Origin of the sequence: Pseudomonas sp. ICMP 460 (assembly GCF_002723595.1) — a bacterium.
GTDB classification, from domain to species: Bacteria; Pseudomonadota; Gammaproteobacteria; order Pseudomonadales; family Pseudomonadaceae; genus Aquipseudomonas; species Aquipseudomonas kitaguniensis.
Genome location: NZ_LKBR01000027.1, coordinates 1 through 20838, shown reverse-complemented (window position 1 = coordinate 20838; position 20838 = coordinate 1). Strand labels below are relative to the sequence as shown.

The window sequence follows — 20838 nt, the reverse complement described above, 5'->3', positions numbered from 1 at the left end:
GACCATGACCGTTCTCAGCCGTTGCTTGTGGGTCCTGTGTGTTTTGCTGGCCACCGCCTGCGCCCAGCAACCCGCGCCCTATACACCGCCCGCCGAGCGGCCGACACCGGCGCGTGAAGCGCCGTGGCCGAAGAACCATTTTCTGGGCATCGCCTACCACGACGTTGCAGACCGCGACCCCGATCAGGCGGTGGTGGCGGTGCGCACCGAGCGTTTGATCGACCAGTTAGCCTGGCTGCGCGAGAACGGCTACCAGCCGGTCAGCGTCGATCAGATTCTGGCCGCGCGCAGCGGTGGGCGTGAGCTGCCGCCCAAAGCCGTGATGCTCAGCTTCGACGACGGTTATTCGAGCTTTTACACCCGCGTGCTGCCGATCCTGCGGGCTTATCACTGGCCAGCAATATTGGCCCCGGTGGGCTATTGGATCGACACCCCGTTGAACCAGCCGGTGGATTTTGCCGGTACACCGCGGGCGCGTTCCGACTTCCTGACCTGGCAGCAGGTGCGCGAGATTTCCAACTCCGGCCTGGTTGAAATCGCCGCGCATACCAATGCCAGCCATACCGGTATTTTGGCTAACCCGCAGGGCAACGTGGAGCCGGCCGCTGCGACGCGACGCTATGATGCGGCCACCGGCACGTATGAAACCGAGGCTCAGTTTCAGGCGCGGATGCGCGCCGACGTGGCCGCCATCTCGAACAAACTGCGCGCCGTCACCGGCAAGGCCCCGCGCGTTTGGGTGTGGCCGTATGGCGCCGCCGACGGCACAGCGCTCGCGGTCGTCGGCGAGCAGGGCTACCAGATGGCTTTGACCCTGGACGACGGCCTCGACGACCTCGCCAACCTCAAGAGCAGCCCGCGTTTGCTGGTGGCCTCCGACCCGGATGGCGAGCACTACGCCAACGCCATCGTCGGCACCCAGGCCCAGAAATCGATGCGCGTACTGCACGTCGACCTGGACAACGTCTACGACGCGGACCCGGCGCAAGAGGCACGCAACCTCGATAAGTTGATTCAGCGCGTGGTCGACATGGGCGCCAACACGGTATTTTTACAAGCCTTCGCCGACCCCAAAGGCGACGGCCTGGTGCACTCGCTGTACTTCCCCAACCGCCACCTGCCGGTGCGCCGCGACCTGTTCAACCGCGTGACCTGGCAATTGCGCACGCGGGGTCATGTGGCGATTTACGCGTGGATGCCGGTGCTCAGTTTTGCCCTGGACCCGGCGCTGCCGCGTGTCACCCGCATGAACCCGAAAACCGTTGCGGTCGGCGTCGACCCGGACCAATACCAACGCCTGTCGCCGTTTGACCCGAACGTGCGCGAGCAAATCGGTGAAATCTACGAAGACCTGGCGCGCAACACCGCCATTGATGGCGTGCTGTTCCACGACGACGCGGTGCTCTCGGACTTTGAGGATGCCAGCCCCGCAGCGCTCAAGGCCTATGCCGCCAACGGCCTGCCGAACAGCATTGCCGCACTGCGCGCCGACCCGGCAGTGATGCAACGCTGGACGCGTTTCAAGAGCCGCTACCTGATCGACTTCACGCAGGAGCTGGCCGGCAAGCTGCGCGCGATACGTGGGCCGCAGGTGCAGACCGCGCGCAATATTTTTGCCGAGCCGATGCTCAACCCGGCCAGCGAAACCTGGTTCGCGCAGAACCTTGATGACTTTCTCCAAACCTATGACTGGACCGCGCCGATGGCGATGCCACTGATGGAAGGCGAAACGCTTGCGCACTCGAATGCCTGGCTGGAAAAACTCGTGGCCACGCTCAAGGCGCGCCCCGGCGCCTTGCAGCGCAGCGTGTTTGAACTGCAAGCCAAAGACTGGCGTACCCAAGACGCGCCCGACATCAGTGGCGCGCAACTGGCCGAATGGATGGGTGTACTCAAACGCCAGGGCGTCAGTAGCTTCGGCTACTACCCGGATAACTTCCTGGAAAACTCGCCGGACCTGAAGACGGTGCGTCCGGCCCTTTCCAACCAATGGAACCCTTGATCATGTTCGACAGAATCCTGGCTTTATTCGTGTTGGCACTGGTGTTGGGTGTGCCCCTTGGGCTGATCTTCCTGCTCACCGGGCAGTTCCTGATGGACTTCGTGTTTTTCTACCCGCTGTTCATGTCGGCGCTGTGGATAGCCGGCGGGCTGTACTTCTGGCTGCACTGGGAGCGCCACTGGCCCTGGGAAAAAGACACCCCGGCGCCCGCACTGGCCGGCCACCCGCTGCTGTCGATCCTTATTCCTTGCTACAACGAGGGCGATAACGTCGCCGAAACCATTCACGCGGCATTGGGCCAGCTGTACCCGAACATCGAAGTGATCGCCGTCAACGACGGCTCCAAAGACAACACCGCGGCGGTACTCGATGCCTTGGCGTTGCAGCACCCACGCCTGCGCGTGCTGCACCTGGCGCAGAACCAGGGCAAGGCGGTGGCCTTGCGCATGGGCGCCGTGGCTGCGCGCAGTGAATACCTGGTGTGCATCGACGGTGATGCGTTGCTCGACAACAACGCGGCGGCCTACATGGTTGCGCCGATGCTCGACAACCCGCGCCTCGGCGCCGTGACCGGCAACCCGCGTATTCGCACGCGCTCAACCTTGATCGGGCGTGTGCAGGTGGGCGAGTTCTCCTCGATCATCGGGCTGATCAAGCGCACCCAGCGGGTGTTCGGCCGGATCTTCACGGTGTCGGGCGTGGTGGTGGCGTTCCGTAAAAAGGCGCTGGACCGCATCGACTACTGGAGCACCGACATGATCACCGAAGACATCGATGTCAGTTGGAAGCTGCAACTCGATCACTGGAGCATCTTTTACGAGCCGCGCGCGCTGTGCTGGATTCTGATGCCCGAGACCGTCGGCGGCCTGTGGAAACAGCGCCTGCGCTGGGCGCAAGGCGGCGCCGAAGTGCTGTTCAAAAACATCCGGGGCATCTGGCAATGGCGGCATCGCTACCTGTGGCCGCTGCTGTTCGAATACTGCCTGTCCACCGGTTGGGCCTTCACCTTTCTGCTTTCGGTGATCTTTTGGGGCGTCGGCAAATGGGTGCCGCTGCCGCAAGCCATCGCTGTCGACTCGCTGATGCCGCCGGCGTTTACCGGGCTGGTGTTGGCGATGGTCTGCCTGCTGCAATTTGCGGTGAGCATTTTGATCGACCGGCGCTACGAGAAAGACCTGTGGAAAACCCTGTTCTGGACCGTGTGGTACCCGATGGTGTTCTGGCTGGTCAGCTTGTTCACCACCTTGGTCAGCTTTCCCAAAGTGCTGTTCAACCAGCACCAAAAACGCGCGCGCTGGGTCAGCCCGGATCGCGGTATCAAACCCAGCGAAGAGGAAGCGCGGTCATGAAACTGGTCAGAACTCGCCAAAACGTGGTGATGTGGATTATCGATGTGGTGTTGACGCTGGTGGCCTGGGCCGGGCTGTTATGGCTGCTGTCTCGCGGGATCAACGCGATGCTCGAAACCCACGGTGGCCCACGCCTGGAAGCGCCGATTTTTGCAGCGCTCAACACCTTGCAAACCTACCTGTGGATTGCCGTGTGCAATGCGCTGATCCTGATCAGTTGGGCGCGTTATCAACAACGCCGAGGCCGTCAGTTCGCCCAGCGCCGCGCTGCGGCCAATGCGCTCAGCGATAAAAGCCTGAGTGAAAGTTTCAACCTGGGCGTCGGCCACCTTGAGCAGTTTCGCAAACCCGGCGTGCTGTTGATTCACAACGACGATGAGGGCGGCGTGGAGCGGGTCAAGTCACACGTTTCCCGCGACGTTGAGCGCCCCGGCAGGCTTGGCTAAAGGCTCGGGTTTCTGCAGGGCCAGCGGGCTGTTGTGCCCAGCGCGCTTCTGTGGCCAGCCGCATCCTGTGGCGAGCGGGCTCCTGTGGCGAGCGGGCTTGCTCGCGTTGGGCTGCGTAGCAGCCCCAAAACCAACACCGCATACCGTCTGAACTAACGCGGCGGCTTCAGGATGGGGGCCGCTTCGCGCCCCAACGCGAGCAAGCCCGCTCGCCACAACAGCCCGTTCTTCACAAAACACCCGCGAACTTTTTTGAACGCCCCGGTACTAACCCTCACGACGCGAACTTGGTGGCTAAATACTGGCACCCAGACGCCCTTTGTCGAATCGTTATTAAAACAGCGGCCGCTTGTCGGAATAAAAGCTTCTGAAACAAGCTGTCACACTTTTTAATAATTTTATTATTCTTATTAATCAATAGCTTGCAGATTAAAAACCGACGAATGGGCCACTGGTCCAACTTCTTGGATCTGCCCATGTTGGGTGTTAATTTGCCAGCCCCTGATTTTCGATGGATCGGATATGCCTTCGTTATTGCCACGGATTCGGACTGCGCTGTGCACGCTCACGCTCGCCTGCTTGAGCCTGAACACTGCCGCAGCGGCCCCCACACCGGGTGATCAGGACCTGATCCGCGACCGGCAAAACCGCCTGCTCGAAGAACAGCAGCGCCGCCTTGAAGAACTCAAGGACCTGCCCGGCAAAGAGGCCAAGCCGCAAGCCCCGGCCACGCCTGCCGACACACGCTGCTTCCCGATCAAAGACGTGCAACTGCAAGGCGCCGACAGCCTGCCGGGCGCTGACCGCGAGCGCCTGCTCAAGCCCTACATCGGCCAATGCCTGGGCGTCTCGCAGCTGAATGAACTGCTCAAGAACATCACCGATTACTACATCGCCAAAGGCCGCGTCACCAGCCGCGCCTACTTGCCGCAACAAGACCTCTCCACCGGCCACCTGCAAGTGTTGGTGGTGGAGGGCAAACTTGAAGCCGTGAGAGGCGCCGAAGGCAGCACGGTAACCGACCGTGAACTGGCCATCGCCTTCCCCGGCAAGGTCGGCGAGGCGCTGAACCTGCGCGAAGTGGAACAACTGGTGGACCAGTTGAACCGTCTGCCGTCCAAGCAGGCGCAAATGGAGCTGACCCCCGGCAGCCAGATCGGCGGCAGCGACGTGGTGGTCAAAAACACCCCGCAAAAGCCTTGGCGCGCCAGCCTGTCGCGTAATAACGACGGGCAAAAAAGCACCGGCGAACAGCAATGGGGCGCTGGCCTTGAGTGGGACAGCCCGCTCGGCCTGGCCGACCAGCTCGTGCTGCGCGGCGGCCACGATGCGCTCAGCGACCATCAAAAAACCTCGAAAAACAGCATGCTTTACTACAACGTGCCATGGGGTTGGTGGAATTTCAGTTACACCTACAGCGAGAGCGATTACCGCGCGCCGGGTTACGCCGACACCTTCAAGTTCAAGCAGTCGGGCGACAATGAAAACCACCAGTTGCGCGCCGAACGCGTGATCCACCGCGACGACGTCAGCAAAACCTCGCTCAACGTCGGCGTGGCGCACCTGCGCACCAACAACTACATCAATGACGAACAGCTCCAGACCAGCAGCAACCGCCTCAGCGAGCTGCAATTAGGCGTCAACCACGGCCGTCGCATTGGCACTGCCTTCGTCAACCTCGACCTGGGCATGCAAAACGGCATTGGCGCGTTCGACGCCCAGTCTGAACACGAGCGCGATGCTGACGGCAACCGCCAGCCCAGCGCGCGCTACCGCAAATACACGGCCACCGTCAGCTACCTGCAACCGTTCAGCCTGTTGGGCGAGGCGTTAAGTTTTTCCAGCTTGGCCACCGGCCAGCGCAGTGAAGACATTCTGTTCAGCCCGCAGCGCATCAGCCTCGGCGGCTCGGCCTCGGTGCGTGGTTTCAAGGACCAGGAACTGACCGGCGACAGCGGCGGCTACTGGCGCAACGAGGTGCGCTGGGCGCGCCCGGTGACCCTGGACTGGATGCGCCCGGCGTTCGTCGAATACGGCGCCAGCGTCGGTTACGACCAAGGCGTGATCAGCAACGGCCGCTACAACGGCGACGTGCACGGCCGGGTGTCGAGTAACTCGCTGGAGCTGTTCGCCCGTGGCAAATACGTGAGCACCAGCGTGACCTTTGCACATTCTTTGGAACGCCCGGCAGTGATGAGCGAGCGCGAAGCGCCGATCTACTTCCGTATGGATTTCTTCCTGTAATCAACGCCCCGTTACATCGAGAGTTCGACAATGGATGTTCGCCACTTTGCCTTCCTGGCCCGCCAACCTTCTGCTGCGTTGAAGCCGCGGGACTCGTTCTTTGGCCTGCCCAAGCGCGGCCTGGTGCTGATCCTGGCCAACGCGCTGTTCTGGCAGCCGTTGCTCGCCCAGGCCGACGGCATTGCGGTCAGCGCGCCCGGCACCACCGTCGGCCAGGCCGGCAACGGCGTGCCCGTGGTGAACGTCGCCACCCCGAATGGCAGTGGCTTGTCGCACAACCAATTCAAGGACTACAACGTCGGCCCCAACGGCGTGATCCTCAACAACGCCACCGGCGCAATACAAAACACCCAGTTGGGCGGCAACATTGTCGGCAACCCCAACCTCAAAGGCGGCGCCGCCAGCGTCATCCTGAACGAAGTCAACGGCGGCAGCCCCAGCCAATTGCGCGGCTACACCGAAGTGGCCGGCCAGTCGGCCAAAGTCATCGTCGCCAACCCGTACGGCGTCACCTGCAGCGGCTGCGGTTTCATCAACACCCCCAACGTTACCCTGACCACCGGCAAACCGGTGCTCGACGCCAGCGGCCAGTTGCAACGCTACCAAGTCGACGGCGGCGCCGTGACTATCGACGGCGAAGGCCTCAATGCGAGCAACGTCGACCGCTTCGAAATCATCACCCGCTCAGCCAAGATCAACGCGCAAATCAACGCCCGCCAACTGGCGGTAATCGCCGGGCGCAACGACGTCGACGCCAACACCCTGGCCGCCACCCCGCGCGCCGACGATGGCAGTGCCAAGCCCGAGCTGGCGATTGACTCGTCGGCGCTGGGCGGCATGTACGCCGGCGCGATCAAACTGGTCGGCACAGAGGCCGGTGTGGGCGTGAAGCTCGACGGCACGCTGGCGGCCAGTGGCGGAGATATTCAGCTTGATGCGAATGGGCATTTGAGCATGGCGCAGGCGGCGGCCAGCGGCGCAATCAACGTCAAAGCCGCCAGCCTCGACGCCCAAGGCCCTGTGTACGCGGGCACCGCGTTGGACCTACACACCCAAGGCGACCTGACTAACCGCAAAAGCCTCGCCGCACGTGACCGCATTGCGCTGTCCAGCGGTGGCACGCTGACCAACGGCGACATTATCGAAGCCGGCGTCAACACCGATAACACCCGCAACGCCGCCGGCGATGTGAGCCTGCGCGCCAACACCGTCAACAACACCGGCGCCAGCGTTATCGCAAGCCGTACAGTGGCCGTGGATGCCACCGCCTTGAACAATCAGGGCGGCACCTTGAGCGCGAAACAGCGCACACAGATTACCGCTGCGACCGTCGACAACCAGAACAAGGGGCGCATTCTCAGCAACGACAGCCTGAGTGTCACGGCTGACACCCTACTGAACACGCAAGGTGGGTTGGTCACCAGCAATGGCGCGCTGACCGCCGCCGTGGGCGACGTGCATAACCAGGGCGGCGAAGTGTCGAGCCTGGACACTGCGGCACTCACAGTGAATACCCTGGATAACGTCGCGGGCCTGGTTACCGCCGGCAAAGCGTTGAGCCTGAACATCGGCGCCTTGAATAATCAGAACGGGGTGCTCACCAGCCAGGGCAATGTCGCCCTCGCCGGGAATAATCTGGACAACCGCCAGAAAGGCCTGATCGCCGGGACCAGCGGTGTGCAGGTGAACGTGGCGAACATCGACAACCGCAACGGCGAGCTGTCGAGCCGGGCGGGCGTGCAGGTCAGCGCTACGCAATTGGATAACAGCGACGGCGGGCTGGTGATTGCCGGCAGCGGCTTGAACCTGACGGCGGATCAGTTGCTCAACCGCAACCAAGGGTTGATCAGCAGCGAAGGGCTGTTGAGCGTGACGGCGGGCACGTTGGCCAACCGTGCGGGCACGCTTTCAAGCGCTGGCCCGCTGACCATCAGCACGCGTGGCGCCCTGGACAATCAGGGCGGGCGCCTGGTGACCGACGGCGCCTTGAACCTGAACAGCGCGAGTCTCGACAACAGCCAGCAAGGTACCCTGAGCGCACGACACGCCGCGAACCTCACCACCGCAGACCTGAACAACCAGCAGGGCGGCCAGATCACCAGCGCCGACAGCCTGACCCTGGCACTCAACCGTGGCCAGTTCAATAACCAGGGCGGGCTGATTAACGCGCCGCTGTTGATGCTCAACACGCTTAAGGATGTGAATAACCAGGGCGGCGAGATTTCCAGCAGCCAGGCGTTCACGCTGACCGCAGACAACCTGGACAACAGCAACGGCAAATTGCTCAGCAACACCGCGCTGACCCTGCGCATCGGCCAGGCCCTGGCCAACGTCAAAGGCATGATCGCCGCCGCCTCGCTGGACGCCCACGCGGCCAGCCTGGACAACAGCGGCGGCACCGTCACCAGCCGTGGCGACACGCTGCTCAACGTTGATGGCCGCCTGACCAATCGCGATCAGGGCCTGCTCAACGCAGGCACCACGTTGACGCTTAACAGCGCCGAGTTGCACAACCAGAACGGCTCACTGCTGGGCAGTGCGATTGCCCTAGACTTTGGCAACGCCACGGGCGACCTGTATAACGCCGGTGGCCTGATCACCAGCGCAGGCAACCTGACCATCAGCCACTTGCGCGACTTGAGCAACCAGGGCGGCGAACTTTCCAGCGCGCAAACCGTGAACCTCAGCGGGCGCACGCTGGACAACAGCGGCGGCAAGTTGATCAGCAATAACCTGCTGGTACTCACTGCCGAAAACCTGATCAACCAGAACGGCCTGATGTCTGGCTGGCAAGGCCTGAGCGTCAGCGGCGCTAACCTGGACAACCGCAACAACGGCACACTGTCGAGCCGCTATGGCGACTTGAATGCCACGCTGACCGCCAACCTGCTCAACAGCGGTGCGGGCGCACTGGTCAGCCAGAAAGCGCTGACCGTTAACGCCGCGCAGTTGGACAACAGCGCCAACGGCGTGCTTTCCAGCGCCGCCGGCCAGACGCTCACCGTCGCCGGTTTGCTCAACAACGCCCAAGGCGGCGTGATCGACAGCGGTACGGCGCTCACACTGAACGCGCAGAACCTGGATAACACCGCCGGCAGTATCACTGGCGGCACCGCCACGCGTCTGGACCTGCTTGCCACCCTGACCAACACCAACGGCAAATTGGCCAGCGGTGGCCCGCTGCTGATCAGCCGTGCGGCGCAGGTCAACAACCAGGGTGGCCAACTCGCCAGCCAGGGTTTGCTGACCTTATTGACGGGCGGCCTGGATAACCGCAACCGCGGCACACTGGCCGCCAATGACCGCCTGAGCATCACCGCCAGCGGCCTGGTGCAGAACGGCAACGATGGCTTGATCTACAGCCAGAACGCTGACCTCACGCTCACTGCCAACCGGCTGGACAACAGCGCAGGCGCAGTGCAAAGCCAAACTGGCCTGGCCCTGAACGTGGCCGACGCCGTCGACAACCAAAGTGGCAAGCTGATCGCCCAAGCGGGCGACCTGAACGTCAGCGCCGCCAGCCTCGACAATCGGGGCGGCACCCTCGCCAGCCTCAAAGCCTTGCTGCAGACCCGAGTCGTCGGCGTGCTGCGCAACGGCTACGACCTCAACAACAATCGCCAGGGCGGCGTGATGCAGGGGCAAACCCTGGACCTGCAAGCAGGCACCGTGGACAACTACGGCGGGCGCATTTCCGCGCAGGGCGGCAACGGCCTCGTCACCACCGGCAATTTCGATAACCGCAACGGCGGGCTCTATGCCAAAGGCCTTATGCGCGTGGTCGGGCACGACTTCGATAACAGTGGCGACAACGATGGCCAGATAGCTGCCAAGCAGATCGATCTGGACCTGAGCGGTGCACTGAACAACCGCTTGGGCATTGTGGAAAGCGAATCCACGCTCAAGGTGCACGCGGCCAGCCTCGACAACCAAACCGGGCGCCTGCGTGCGCTGGGCGCCGGTGGTACGACCGAATTCGCCATCGGTGGCGTGTTCGACAACCGCAACGGCGTGCTCGAAACCGCCAACAACGACCTGCTCCTGACTGCCGGCAGCTTGCAGAACCTTGGCGGCAGTGTGCTGCACGTCGGCACCGGCAACTTCGGCATAGCCCCCGCCAACCTCAACGACGTGGGCGGCAGCCTGGTCACGCGGGGTGACCTGACCATCAGCCAGGACACCTGGACTAACAGCAGCGTCATCCAGGCCGGGCAACTGACGGTCAACGTCAACACCCTCGACCAGACCGCGACCGGGCAACTGCTCGGCGCGCGGCGCTTTATCGGCAGCGGCGGCAACTGGACCACCAACGGCCTGATCGCCAGCGACGGCGACCTCGACCTGACCTTGAGCGGCGCGCTGAACAGCAGCGGGCGCATCAGCAGCCTGGGCAAATTGAACCTTACGGCTGCCCAAGCGAGCTTGAGCGACACCGCCAGCATCGCCGGTGGTGGCGTGACAAGCGCAACCATCAGCGGCGTGCTGAACAACCGCGGCCGCCTGACCTCGGCCACCGACTTGCTGATCAACGCCGGTACGCTCAACAACTACGCCACCTTGGGCAGCGGGCAAACACTGACCGCCACCACCGGCGCGTTGCTCAACGACCACGGCCTGATCTTCAGCGGCGCCGACATGAGCCTGCGTGTGGCGTCGTTGAACAACAGCTACGGCGACGTCTACAGCATGGGCAACCTGAGCGTCGATCGCGACGGCAAGGGCGGCTTGGCCGACAGCATTATCAACAGCTCGTCGAGTCTGCAAAGTGACGGCGACCTGAGCCTCGCTGCGGGCTCGATCAAAAATCAACGTGCGGTGCTGACCGTGAATGACGCGGGCGTCTACACCGCCTCCGCCACTGAAGGCACCTGCATCGAGTCGGTTAACGCCGGTGACTGCAGAGCCGGCGGCACGCCGCGCAACTACGTATGGGAACTGGTGACCCGCGACAAGCTGGAAGTATTGGCCGCCAGCGCGGGCTCCAGCATCACCTCGGGCGGCAACATGACGCTGACCGGCGGCGATTTGCTCAACAGCAGCAGCTCCATTGCTGCCGGTGGCAACTTCACCGCACGCCTGAACAGCCTGGTTAACACCGGCATCGAAACCGGCGAAACCGAAACCTATCGGCTGTTTACTTCCGAGCGCACCAAGCACCCGGATGGCTGGTTCAGCGCCGCCAGCGCCCTGACCGATAAGTATTGGTACAAAAGCCCTGATTACACGCCCAATGACCTCGGCGGCCTGCAAGCGGCCGTCGCCAACTTCATCGGTTTGATGGAGAGCGAGAGGACCCAATTCGGCAAAGTCACCAAAATCGCCAGCGACGACCAACGCTACGCCGCGGTGATTCAGGCCGCTGGCGCGGTGGACGTCAAGGCGCAAGCCGGTATCGACAACAGCGTTGTACGCCTGGGTTATCACTACATTGGCGCGGGTGCGAAAACCGCGACCGCGGCCACCGGTGCCAGTGGCGCCGCCGGTTACTCGACCCTCGTGACCCTCAATCAGCAACTGCCGCCTGACTTGGCCCAACAGCAGATCAACCCGCTGAGCTTGCCGGGTTTTGCGTTGCCGAGCGGGCAGGGTGGCCTGTTCCGCCTCAGTGGTGAAAGCGCCAGCGCGCCTGCCAGCACCGGCCCTCAATCCTGGACCTTGGGCGGCGGCACCGTCGACCGCGCGGCGGCTACCGGCCCAGTCGTGCCGGGTAGCGGCACTTCGGCCGATGGCGTGGTGATCAACCGCGTGCAAGGCCTGCCCGACAGCCAGTTCGTCTCCAACCCGCAAAAGTACCTGATCGAAACCAACCCGGCGCTGACCAACCTCAGCCAGTTTTTGAGTTCTGATTATATTCTGTCCAAGCTGGGTTTTGACCCGGACCAGGCACAGAAACGCCTCGGCGACGGCCTCTATGAACAACGCCTGATCCAGCAGGCCGTGATTGCTCGCACCGGCCAGCGCTTCATTGATGGCCAGACCAGCGATACGGCGATGTTCAAGTACCTGATGGACAACGCCCTCGGCAGCCAACAGGCACTCAACCTGTCGGTAGGCGTGAGCCTCACCGCCGAACAAGTCGCGGCGCTGACCCACGACATCGTGTGGATGGAAAACGCCACCGTCGCCGGCCAGCAAGTGCTGGTGCCCGTGCTCTACCTGGCCCAGGCCAACAACCGCCTGGCGCCCAACGGTGCACTGATCACCGGCAGCGACTTAAGCCTGGTGTCTGGCGCTGATCTGAACAACGTCGGCACCCTGCGCGCCACCAATAACCTCGCTGCCAGCGCTGGGCGCAACATGGTCAACAGCGGCCTTACCCAAGCGGGCAACCGCCTTGATCTGCTCGCCGGCAACAGCCTGACCAACCGCGCCGGCGGCATCATCGCCGGGCGCGACGTCAACGTAGGCGCAGTGAATGGCGACGTGCTCAACGAGCGCAGTGTCACCCGCCACCAGAGCAGCAGCGGCTACCGCACCGAACGCACCGACTTCGTCGACAACGCGGCGCGCATCGAAGCCGCCAACACCCTGACCGTGCAAGCCGGCCGCGACGTCAACAGCAGCGGCGGCGCACTTAAAAGCGGCGCCGACACGCAGATACAAGCTGGGCGTGACGTGAACCTGGCCACCGCTGAACAGCGCAATGCCAATACCGTCAGCACCTACGCGCGCAGCAGCAGCGTGGCGCAGTACGGCACGGTTGTGGAGGCAGGGCGCGACTTTCAAATTGTGGCTGCGCGGGACATCAGCGCGATTGGCAGCCAGTTGAATGCAACGCGTGATTTGGCGATAGCGGCCAAGGGCAATGTGGTCTTGGCGTCGGCGGCGAATGAACAGCATGCGGCGTTTAACTCCAAAAAGGTCACCAGTCAGGAAGACCATGTGCAGCAAGCGGGCACATCATTAGTGGCCGGTGACAACCTTTCCCTGAGTGCAGGCAACGACCTCCTCGTCAGTGCCAGCCGCGCGAGTGCGGGCAAGGAAGCCTACCTGTACGCAGGCAATGACCTGGCGCTGAACGCCGCACAAAACACCGACTACAGCTATTACCGTAAAACCAAAACCAGCAGCGGGTTGCTCTCCAGCAGCCAGAAGACGCGCATCGACAGCAGCAACTCAGTCACCCAGCAAGGTTCTTCCATCAGCGCCGACACCGTGGTCGTGCGTGCTGGCCGTGACATTGGCACCCGCGCCAGCGACGTCGTGTCCACCAACGCCACCAGCTTGATTGCCGGGCGCAATGTGCTGATCGACGGGGCGACAGAAACCGTCGAGCAAAGCCATTCGTCCTCGGTCAAAAAATCGGGACTGCTGAGCACTGGCGGCATCGGCGTCACCCTGGGTTCGAGCAGCAACAAGAACACCTCCACCAGCACTACCGAAACCACCCGCGCAAGTAACATCGGCAGTGTGGTTGGCAGCGTGAACGTCCAGGCCGGCAACGACCTGACCCTTCGAGGTTCCGACGTTGTTGCCGGTAAGGACATCAGCCTGGTTGGGCAAAATGTCAGCATCCTGGCTTCCGAGAACAACAACCGCAGCGAGCAAACGTCCAAGAGCAAATCCAGTGGCTTGACCCTGGCGCTGTCCGGCACCGTGGGCAGCGCAGTGAATTCCGCTTACCAGACCGCCAAGCAAGCCAAGAACGAGGACGACAGCCGCCTCTCGGCGCTACAAGGTGTGAAAGCGGGCTTGACCGGCGTGCAGGCCTGGCAAGCGGCGCAACAGAACGGCGGCATGAACAGCGGCAACGCCAGCCAATTTGTGGGGATCAGCCTCTCGCTGGGTTCGCAAAAGTCCGACTCCAAACAAACCCAGGAGCAGACACTCAGCCAGGGCAGCAGCCTGACGGCGGGCAACAACATCACCATCGTCGCGCACGGCAATGGTACGCCCGGTGCTGCGGGTGACATCCGTGTTCAAGGCAGCAAGCTGCAAGCCGGCAACGAGATGCAGTTGGCGGCAGAGCGTGATATTCGCCTGGAAGCTGCGGCTAACAATCAAAAACTCGACGGCAAGAACAGCAGCAGCGGCGGCGCCGTAGGCATCAGTGTGGGCGTAGGTTCGCAAGAGAGTGGCCTGAGCGTCTTCGCCAATGCGAACAAGGGAACCGGTAACGAAAAGGGTACCGGCACCACCTGGACAGAAACGACGCTGGACGCAGGCAAGCAAGTCAGCCTGATCAGCGGGCGCGACACGGCCCTCAAAGGTGCGCAGGTCAGTGCAGACAACATTACTGCCTCTGTGGGTCGCGACCTCACGCTGCAAAGTCTGCAAGACACCGATAACTACAAGTCCAAGCAGACCGATGTCAGCGGCGGCGTCAGTTTTGCCATCATCGGCAGCGGTGGCAGTGCAAATCTGAGCATCAGCAAAAGCAAAATCGACTCCAAATACCAAAGTGTGCAGGAGCAGACCGGATTATTTGGCGGCAAAGGCGGCTACCAAATTGATGTGGGCAACCATACCCAGCTCGATGGCAGTGTGATCGCCAGCACGGCCACGCCGGACAAAAACCGCCTGAGCACCAACACCCTTGGCTGGAGCGTTTTAAAGAACAAGGCTGACTACACAAGCCAGTTGCAGAGCGCCAGCGCCAGCAGTGGCAGCGATGGCGCTGAAGGTTTCATCAGCAATATGCCGAGTGGCACCTTGATCGCCTTCAATCACGGCGACAGTGACAGCGGCACCACCTCGTCGGCGATCTCCAACGGAACCCTTGACCTCCGCGACCCTGCCAAACAGCAGCAGGATGTGGCGACGCTGAGCCACGACGTTGAACACGCCAACGGCGCCATCAGCCCAATCTTCGATAAGGAGAAAGAGCAGAAACGCCTGCGGCAGGTGCAGTTGATTGCGGATATTGGTACTCAAACCGTCGACATTGTGCACACGCAAGGAGAGCTCAACGCCCAGGAGGCGGGCCGTAAAGAACTGGCCGCTCAAGGCGTTGATAAGCCAACGAGTGAACAGATCGCTGCCAGCGCTGCGTACAAAAAAGTCATGGTTGACTACGGCGTCGGCGGTAACTACCCGCGCGTAGCTCAGGCCGTGACAGCGGCATTGCAGGGGCTGGTTGGGGGCGACATCGGTTCAGCCATTGCGGGCGCATCGGCGCCGTACCTGGCGCAAGTCATCAAGAAAACTACTGGAGACAACCTCGCACTCAACACCATGGCGCATGCCGTATTGGGTGCGGTGGTTGCGCAGGTACAGGGTAACTCGGCGCTGGCAGGCGGCGCCGGGGCTGCGACGGGCGAGTTAATCGCCCATCAACTTTATCCGGGTATAGCCGCGGATGACCTGACGCAGAAGCAAAAAGAGACGGTTTCAGCGCTGTCCGGTTTGGCTGCCGGGCTGGCTGGAGGGATTGCAGGTGGTGACCTGAGCGGCGCAGTGACGGGCGCGCAAGCGGGTAGCAATGCTGTTCAGAACAACTACCTGAGCAAGGCGCAGAAAGCTCAGCGTGACGCGGAAATGGCCAGCTGCGAGGGCACGGGTTGCCGGACAGGTACTGCGACCAAGTGGATGGCGATCGACATCGCGCAAGACGCCAGTTTTACAGCAGGTACTGCCGCTGGCGCTGTGTTGGGGTTGAATGACGCCGTTGATAGCATCGTGCACACCGCTGGCAACCTTAGGGAAACGTACGCGGCCCTCAAGGCCGTGGTTGAGAGCGGCGGCGTTTGGGATTCGGTCAAACAGACGTACATCGACCGCATTGATACATTGCAGGCACAGTTTGAAGAAGCCGGTCCCAGTGGTTCATACCTGGCTGGGGTTGAAACTGGAAAGCTGTTGAGTGATATGGCGGGTGTTCTTTCAGTTGGCGGGGGAGTCGTGAAGGGCGGCGCCTTGCTGGCGGAAAAGGTCACTGCTAAGGTCACCAAGGCCGAGTTCGAGGCGGTGGCAAAAGCTTCGACGGACAGGCCACCACTGACCAGCAATAGTGATGGGTTGGATGCGAAAGCGGCAGCGGAGGCTCCCAAACCGGCTAGCATTACCACTATTACGGACGAGATGAAGGCTGATCCTTACGATCCGGATTGGCAGCGTTACGTGGGTAATGAGCCCAGATCAGTCGGGGCGGATGTTGTTAGCGGAGGTACAAAGGGCACAATTCCTGAGAATATGAGCCCTACAGGTGCGGGACGAAGTGGAGCTTTTAATGAAGCTAAACGTCAATCAGGCATTCCCACAAGCCAGCAACCTAGCCGGATCCTACCAAATGTCGATAAACGGGGTAATCCTCAGCCGGGGAAAATTTATGAGTTCGAGGTTCCAGCTTCAGGTGGGGGTCTCAAAACGGTAAGGATCCGTGATGATGCAGGAGGTCACGATTTCGGTTCAGGTAATTCCCAAAATCGTGGGTCCCACTTTAACGATGAAACTGGAAATCACTATGACTATTGATACTCAAGTCGTGAGTACGCCTGATATTTCAATTACTAACGATGTGATTAATCCCCATTGGGCGAGTGATGATTTTAGATCAGTATTGTCAGCAGCTAGTTTTTTAGTCGCTGATGCGTCCAATACGTCACTTGTAGGTGTGCTGAGTTTTATTTATAGTCTGATTGATAAAAAACTACCCGGGTATGATGTTTGGTTACTCCTAGGTAACTCTGCTTGGCAGCCAGATACTCGAATTGTACGCTATCGAAAATTGTGGGGGGCGCTGAAGTTTCGAGGAAGTGAAATTTCGGGTGGTAGTGACTCGCAAGAATCTGTCGTAGAGGCTTATGAGAAGTTAAAGTTTTTCGGTGCTGTACGTCTTTCAGAACTATCTATTGCGACTGTCATTGATGTAATTATTGAAGAGCGCTGTTCATATATTGCCGCAACACCCAAGACTTTTGAATTTAAACGCATTCTTGATGTTGGGTGGTCTGGAAGTGTGGCTGAAGATTTTAGTCTTTTTTGTCACGTCTGCGAAGAAAATGGATTGCTTTTTAAGCAGGTCGGTGAGTTTGATGATCATGAGTGGGGTTTTATATCTATCGGGTTGCCAGAAATCATTGAGAAATTATTGATTTAAAATGGAGCAGAAGAAACTGGAGGGTTAACTTGCGCTACCAGAATCAATGACTATTGAGGAACTTAATACTGAGTTTGCAGAGTTGTTAGATGGGCTCGCCCTACAAATAATTAGTAATAAATACTTTATAAAGTTATTGTCGGATTTAAGTGAAAGGCAGTGGCATACCTATAGGGTCTTAAATGTCTGCACCAAAGGGCGAATTTACAATTGCCTGATGTCTGCATGGAATGGTTATGATCTAGAGCTAATTGAAAATGTTGTTAGCGTTATGGTGAGGTTGGGTCTTGAAAGAATAAATATATTCTAAGGTCTTGCACGCCAAAGATGTGTCGCCGGAATTTTTTGGTGAGATTTCACTTGCTCTTTCTGAGTTGGGCGATTCAGTGACAGACCCATACAGCGGTATGGGTTATAAGAAAAATAGGCTTCAGTACACGATTAATGCAAAGACAAATGTTGGTTCGCTGTGCCTATTTCTCCCGCTCAAATCGGGCGGCAACCAGGCCGCCCGGGCTGTTACTCAGGAAGGATCGGCATTGAGCCTGCGACTGATGACGTCCAGCAAATCACACCCGTCGCGCAGCGGAATAGCCAGCAAATGGGCGAAGTCTTGAAGCACCACAGCGTCGCTGCTGAGTTGCTCGCGGAAAGCCAGATTTTCCAGCAGTTGAGTGACTGCCCGAATTCTGAACACAGCGGCATCGTGGAGGACGTCGAGGGGCGCTTTGGTGTCGATGAGCAGTGCGGGGACGGTGCAGTCGTGGCCCGTGAGGGGCATGTATTGGGTCATTTGAAACCTCGTTTAGATGGTATGAGAGCCATCACCTGTTCGTCGCCAAACGAATTGGGTGGCAGCCGTACGCAGGTTGGCGAACCGGAAACGAGAAACCGGCAGACCCGAAGGTCTCCCGCGCACAGCCGCCATAACAGCGACTCTGCAGGTGCAAAAAAGCCTGCAAAAAAACGCAGAACGTTTTTGCACTCGTTATCGGGTCGCCAAACCCGTTCGCCCTATTTGGGCGACGGCCGGACTATAAGCCCCGCGCCCAAACCCACGCAAGGCATCAAACTACTGGCCCAATCACAATGCCCCTGTCTTCTCGCCTATCGCCGCAAAATCAGCGGCAGGCCATGTTCTGCATTTGAAGGCGCGGCAGTCTCTTGGCCAGTCGCCTTGCATCAGGCAAACACCGCCACCGTTTGCCGCCCTCTCAGTACCAGCGTTCCCGCTTCGCTCCACACTTCCATATCTTGCAGCGAATAGCCGCCAGCGGCCTGCTGACTTGATGACTTTAATAAAAACCAGCCACCGGCCTCGGGCGCGCTGACGATATCGAATGTCCACGAAACCGTACTCAGCGGCACGGGCTCTGTCAAAACCGTCACCGCAGCCGGTGGCAATGCATCGGCTAAAGCGATCAACGCCACCACCGGATCAACGCCCTCCGCGTCGAGATGCTTTACCCACACTTGCAGTTCGGGATGATTTGCCCCGGAAAATGGCGCCGCACTGCCGGTTGCGGGCCTCATGTCAAAGTTGTAAACGCAGGGCGGCGCCTTTCGCCTTTCGAACTCTGACGCCAAGTGCTGTGGCGCTTCTAAGTTGGGCGGCTGAAAAAAATTGTGCTGAAGCGGACTCTCGCGATGAGCGGTAAATACCATCGTCATCTGCAGCGTTAATTCGCCAGCCGATAAGCATTCAACCGCTACCGTTGTTACGGATTTGCCCTGACGCAACACTTTTGAAAAGAACACCTGTTCTTGCGTCGAAGGGCTGATGAAGGTGACGTGCGCAGATTTAAGGGGCGGCAAATCAAGCGGGATGCTCTGTCGTACAGCCTCCAGTGACAAGGCGGCCGTCAAGCCGCCGTAGATGGTTCGGCCTTGTAGCCAATTTGCAGGGACAGTGAAGGGGTGGGACGCATCGAACGTTTTGAAGAGCTGACTGAGTGACACCACCATTTGCTTTTCCTCGATCAAATAAGTCCATTGAGAAGGAGAGCAGGCCACTCACCCTGAGGCCTGTGAATTGTAATAACGTAACATTACGGCATTATTTGCAAATGATAAATTGTATTTTTGAGTGGACCGTCCAAAAGAGACACACGGATCAAGTCGGCCAGAATGATCAGCTTTTCAAAGCCTTGGCTATCAGTGCTGGCATAATAATATTGCCTAATGTCTTCACCGTTATTGCCGATACGTTGGCGGTGATTAAACGCATCACATAACCCGCGCCGGTAACTCGCCGCCGCTCTCAACCCGTTTTACCGTTACCCCACAAGGAAGAAGTACATGATCAAGCTGTTCTGCAAAGCTGCTGTGGTGTTGTCCCTGGCCGCGTTGTTCGGCTGCTCCTCGACGCCGTCCGTGGAGAAGATGCAGGCGGACGTGGCCAACTATTCGTTGCCCAAGGCTGCAGTCGCCGATAAAGGCCTGGTGTATGTCGTACGCCCAAGCAACGTCGGAATGATGGTGCGCTTCAACGTGTTCCTGGATGACAAGGAAGCCGACTCGGAGATGGGTTACAACCGCGGTAATCAGTACATTTATTTCTTCGTCACGCCGGGCCAACACGTGATCAGCTCCAAAGCTGAAAACTGGGCTGACATGCCGATCAACGTCAAAGCCGGTGAGGTTGTGTACCTCAAGCAGGAAGTCGACATGGGCTTCGCCATCGCGCGCAACAGCCTCAAAAAGCTGAGCGAGTTGGAAGGCCGTTACCTGGTCAAGGACGCGTCTTTAGGCACCGTGACCAAAGAAAGCAAGTGAGTTAAAAGCGCTTGCGGCAGCCGGGCTTCAGGCTCGGCCGCTTGGCTTTTTGAACCAGCACAATCATTAAAGGACTGATGTGAAAAACCTCCTCCTGATTATCCTCTCCGCCCTCATCCTTGGCGGCTGCGTCAGCCACCCTCTCACGCCCGAGCATCGCGCGCAGGTCAAAACGGTCAAAGTGCTGCCCGTAAAATGGGCGAAAAACATGGTCTACATGGGCCGTGAACAAGCATGGGGCGCAGCGTTGGGCGCCGGGCTTGGCGCGGGTGTCGGCATGGCCAGCGGCGCGTCGAAGTTGGGCACGGCGGCGTTGAGCGGCGCGGGTTTCGCCGCTGGCATGAAGGTCGGGCAACTGGCCGAGATGTCGACGCCTGCGGCGATCCTTACCGTGATGGACGCCGAAAATATCGACGTGGGCGTGTTGCTCAAGCAGGCTTTTGTGGAGGCCTTGGGCAAAACCTCATCACTCAAGGTGGTAGGTGACGATGAGCCGGCCGATGCGAACATTCAACTGACGGTGAGCGAGTGGGGCTTTCGCTTGACGCAGGGTTTCAGCAGCGTGGTGTACCCGACGCTCAGCGTGTTGGCGCAGATGGACCGTGGCGACGAAATGCTCTGGCGCACGTTTGAGACGATCACGCCGTTCAACGGCCAGAATGTTTACGGCTACACGCCGCTCGTTTACCGCACCGACCCCGAGGCCTTGCGCCGCGCGCTGACGGGCATCACGCAGATCTCCGCAAGTTACCTGGTGAAAGAACTCAAGTAAGGCTGCGTGTTTTTTGCGCAGCTGCTTGTTGCGAGCGGGCTTGCTCGCGTCGGGGTGCGAAGCGCCCCCAGTAAAGGCGAATGCGGTGTATCAGGCACTCTGCATCGGCCACCTTTGGGGCTGCTTCGCAGCCCAACGCGAGCAAGCCCGCTCGCCACAGTAATGTGGGCGGCCCAGCTTCCGGTTTGCCCTGAGCCAATAAGCCGGACGCG

The 20838-nt window shown here is 60.1% G+C and carries 10 protein-coding genes; 8 read left to right on the top strand and 2 right to left on the bottom strand.

The features are described from left to right. The first annotated feature begins 4 nt into the window (after positions 1–4). From pgaB to AO240_RS18495, 6 genes are all read left to right on the top strand, one after another. Positions 5–2002 carry a poly-beta-1,6-N-acetyl-D-glucosamine N-deacetylase PgaB gene (gene pgaB / locus AO240_RS18530; RefSeq protein ID WP_099238154.1) on the top strand — a complete coding sequence of 666 codons (1998 nt, stop codon included), beginning with the start codon at positions 5–7 and terminating at the stop codon, positions 2000–2002. 2 nt (positions 2003–2004) lie between these two features. Continuing rightward, on the top strand, positions 2005–3351 hold the full coding sequence (gene pgaC, locus AO240_RS18525) for a poly-beta-1,6-N-acetyl-D-glucosamine synthase (RefSeq protein ID WP_099238152.1): 1347 nt from the start codon (positions 2005–2007) through the stop codon (positions 3349–3351). Continuing rightward, positions 3348–3797 carry a poly-beta-1,6-N-acetyl-D-glucosamine biosynthesis protein PgaD gene (pgaD, locus tag AO240_RS18520; RefSeq protein WP_099238150.1) on the top strand — a complete coding sequence of 150 codons (450 nt, stop codon included), beginning with the start codon at positions 3348–3350 and terminating at the stop codon, positions 3795–3797. Before pgaC ends, pgaD begins: the two co-directional genes overlap by 4 nt. Positions 3798–4319: 522 nt before the next feature. After that, positions 4320–6041, top strand: coding sequence for a ShlB/FhaC/HecB family hemolysin secretion/activation protein (locus tag AO240_RS18515; protein WP_099238148.1), 1722 nt, complete (start codon positions 4320–4322; stop codon positions 6039–6041). A 30-nt stretch (positions 6042–6071) separates the two neighbouring features. Next, on the top strand, positions 6072–16454 hold the full coding sequence (locus AO240_RS29020) for a hemagglutinin repeat-containing protein (RefSeq protein ID WP_256585997.1): 10383 nt from the start codon (positions 6072–6074) through the stop codon (positions 16452–16454). Then, positions 16444–17079, top strand: a complete 636-nt coding sequence (locus AO240_RS18495; protein WP_256585996.1) for a hypothetical protein — start codon at positions 16444–16446, stop codon at positions 17077–17079. The genes AO240_RS29020 and AO240_RS18495 overlap by 11 nt, the downstream gene beginning before the upstream one ends. Positions 17080–17602: 523 nt before the next feature. Here the strand turns inward: AO240_RS18495 and AO240_RS18485 are convergent. After that, on the bottom strand, positions 17603–17860 hold the full coding sequence (locus AO240_RS18485) for a hypothetical protein (RefSeq protein WP_058413019.1): 258 nt from the start codon (positions 17858–17860) through the stop codon (positions 17603–17605). 401 nt (positions 17861–18261) lie between these two features. Continuing rightward, complete coding sequence (locus tag AO240_RS18480) at positions 18262–19062, bottom strand: thioesterase family protein (RefSeq protein WP_256585995.1); 801 nt, start codon at positions 19060–19062, stop codon at positions 18262–18264. Between the two features lie 399 nt (positions 19063–19461). On the opposite strand from AO240_RS18480, the gene AO240_RS18475 reads away from it, so the two are divergent. Together AO240_RS18475 and AO240_RS18470 are read left to right on the top strand one after the other, a co-directional pair. Further along, positions 19462–19854 carry a DUF2846 domain-containing protein gene (locus AO240_RS18475; protein ID WP_172979664.1) on the top strand — a complete coding sequence of 131 codons (393 nt, stop codon included), beginning with the start codon at positions 19462–19464 and terminating at the stop codon, positions 19852–19854. Positions 19855–19933: 79 nt separating this feature from the next. Then, a complete protein-coding gene (locus AO240_RS18470; RefSeq protein ID WP_099238140.1) occupies positions 19934–20626 on the top strand; it encodes a hypothetical protein in 693 nt (230 codons plus the stop codon). The last annotated feature ends 212 nt before the right edge of the window (positions 20627–20838 follow it).

Excerpts from the sequence above, each read along its gene's own strand:
- pgaB (WP_099238154.1), top strand. The coding sequence starts at position 5 with ATGACCGTTCTCAGCCGTTGCTTGTGGGTCCTGTGTGTTTTGCTGGCC.
- pgaC (WP_099238152.1), top strand. The coding sequence starts at position 2,005 with ATGTTCGACAGAATCCTGGCTTTATTCGTGTTGGCACTGGTGTTGGGT.
- pgaD (WP_099238150.1), top strand. The coding sequence starts at position 3,348 with ATGAAACTGGTCAGAACTCGCCAAAACGTGGTGATGTGGATTATCGAT.
- AO240_RS18515 (WP_099238148.1), top strand. The coding sequence starts at position 4,320 with ATGCCTTCGTTATTGCCACGGATTCGGACTGCGCTGTGCACGCTCACG.
- AO240_RS29020 (WP_256585997.1), top strand. The coding sequence starts at position 6,072 with ATGGATGTTCGCCACTTTGCCTTCCTGGCCCGCCAACCTTCTGCTGCG.
- AO240_RS18495 (WP_256585996.1), top strand. The coding sequence starts at position 16,444 with ATGACTATTGATACTCAAGTCGTGAGTACGCCTGATATTTCAATTACT.
- AO240_RS18485 (WP_058413019.1), bottom strand. The coding sequence starts at position 17,860 with ATGCCCCTCACGGGCCACGACTGCACCGTCCCCGCACTGCTCATCGAC.
- AO240_RS18475 (WP_172979664.1), top strand. The coding sequence starts at position 19,462 with ATGCAGGCGGACGTGGCCAACTATTCGTTGCCCAAGGCTGCAGTCGCC.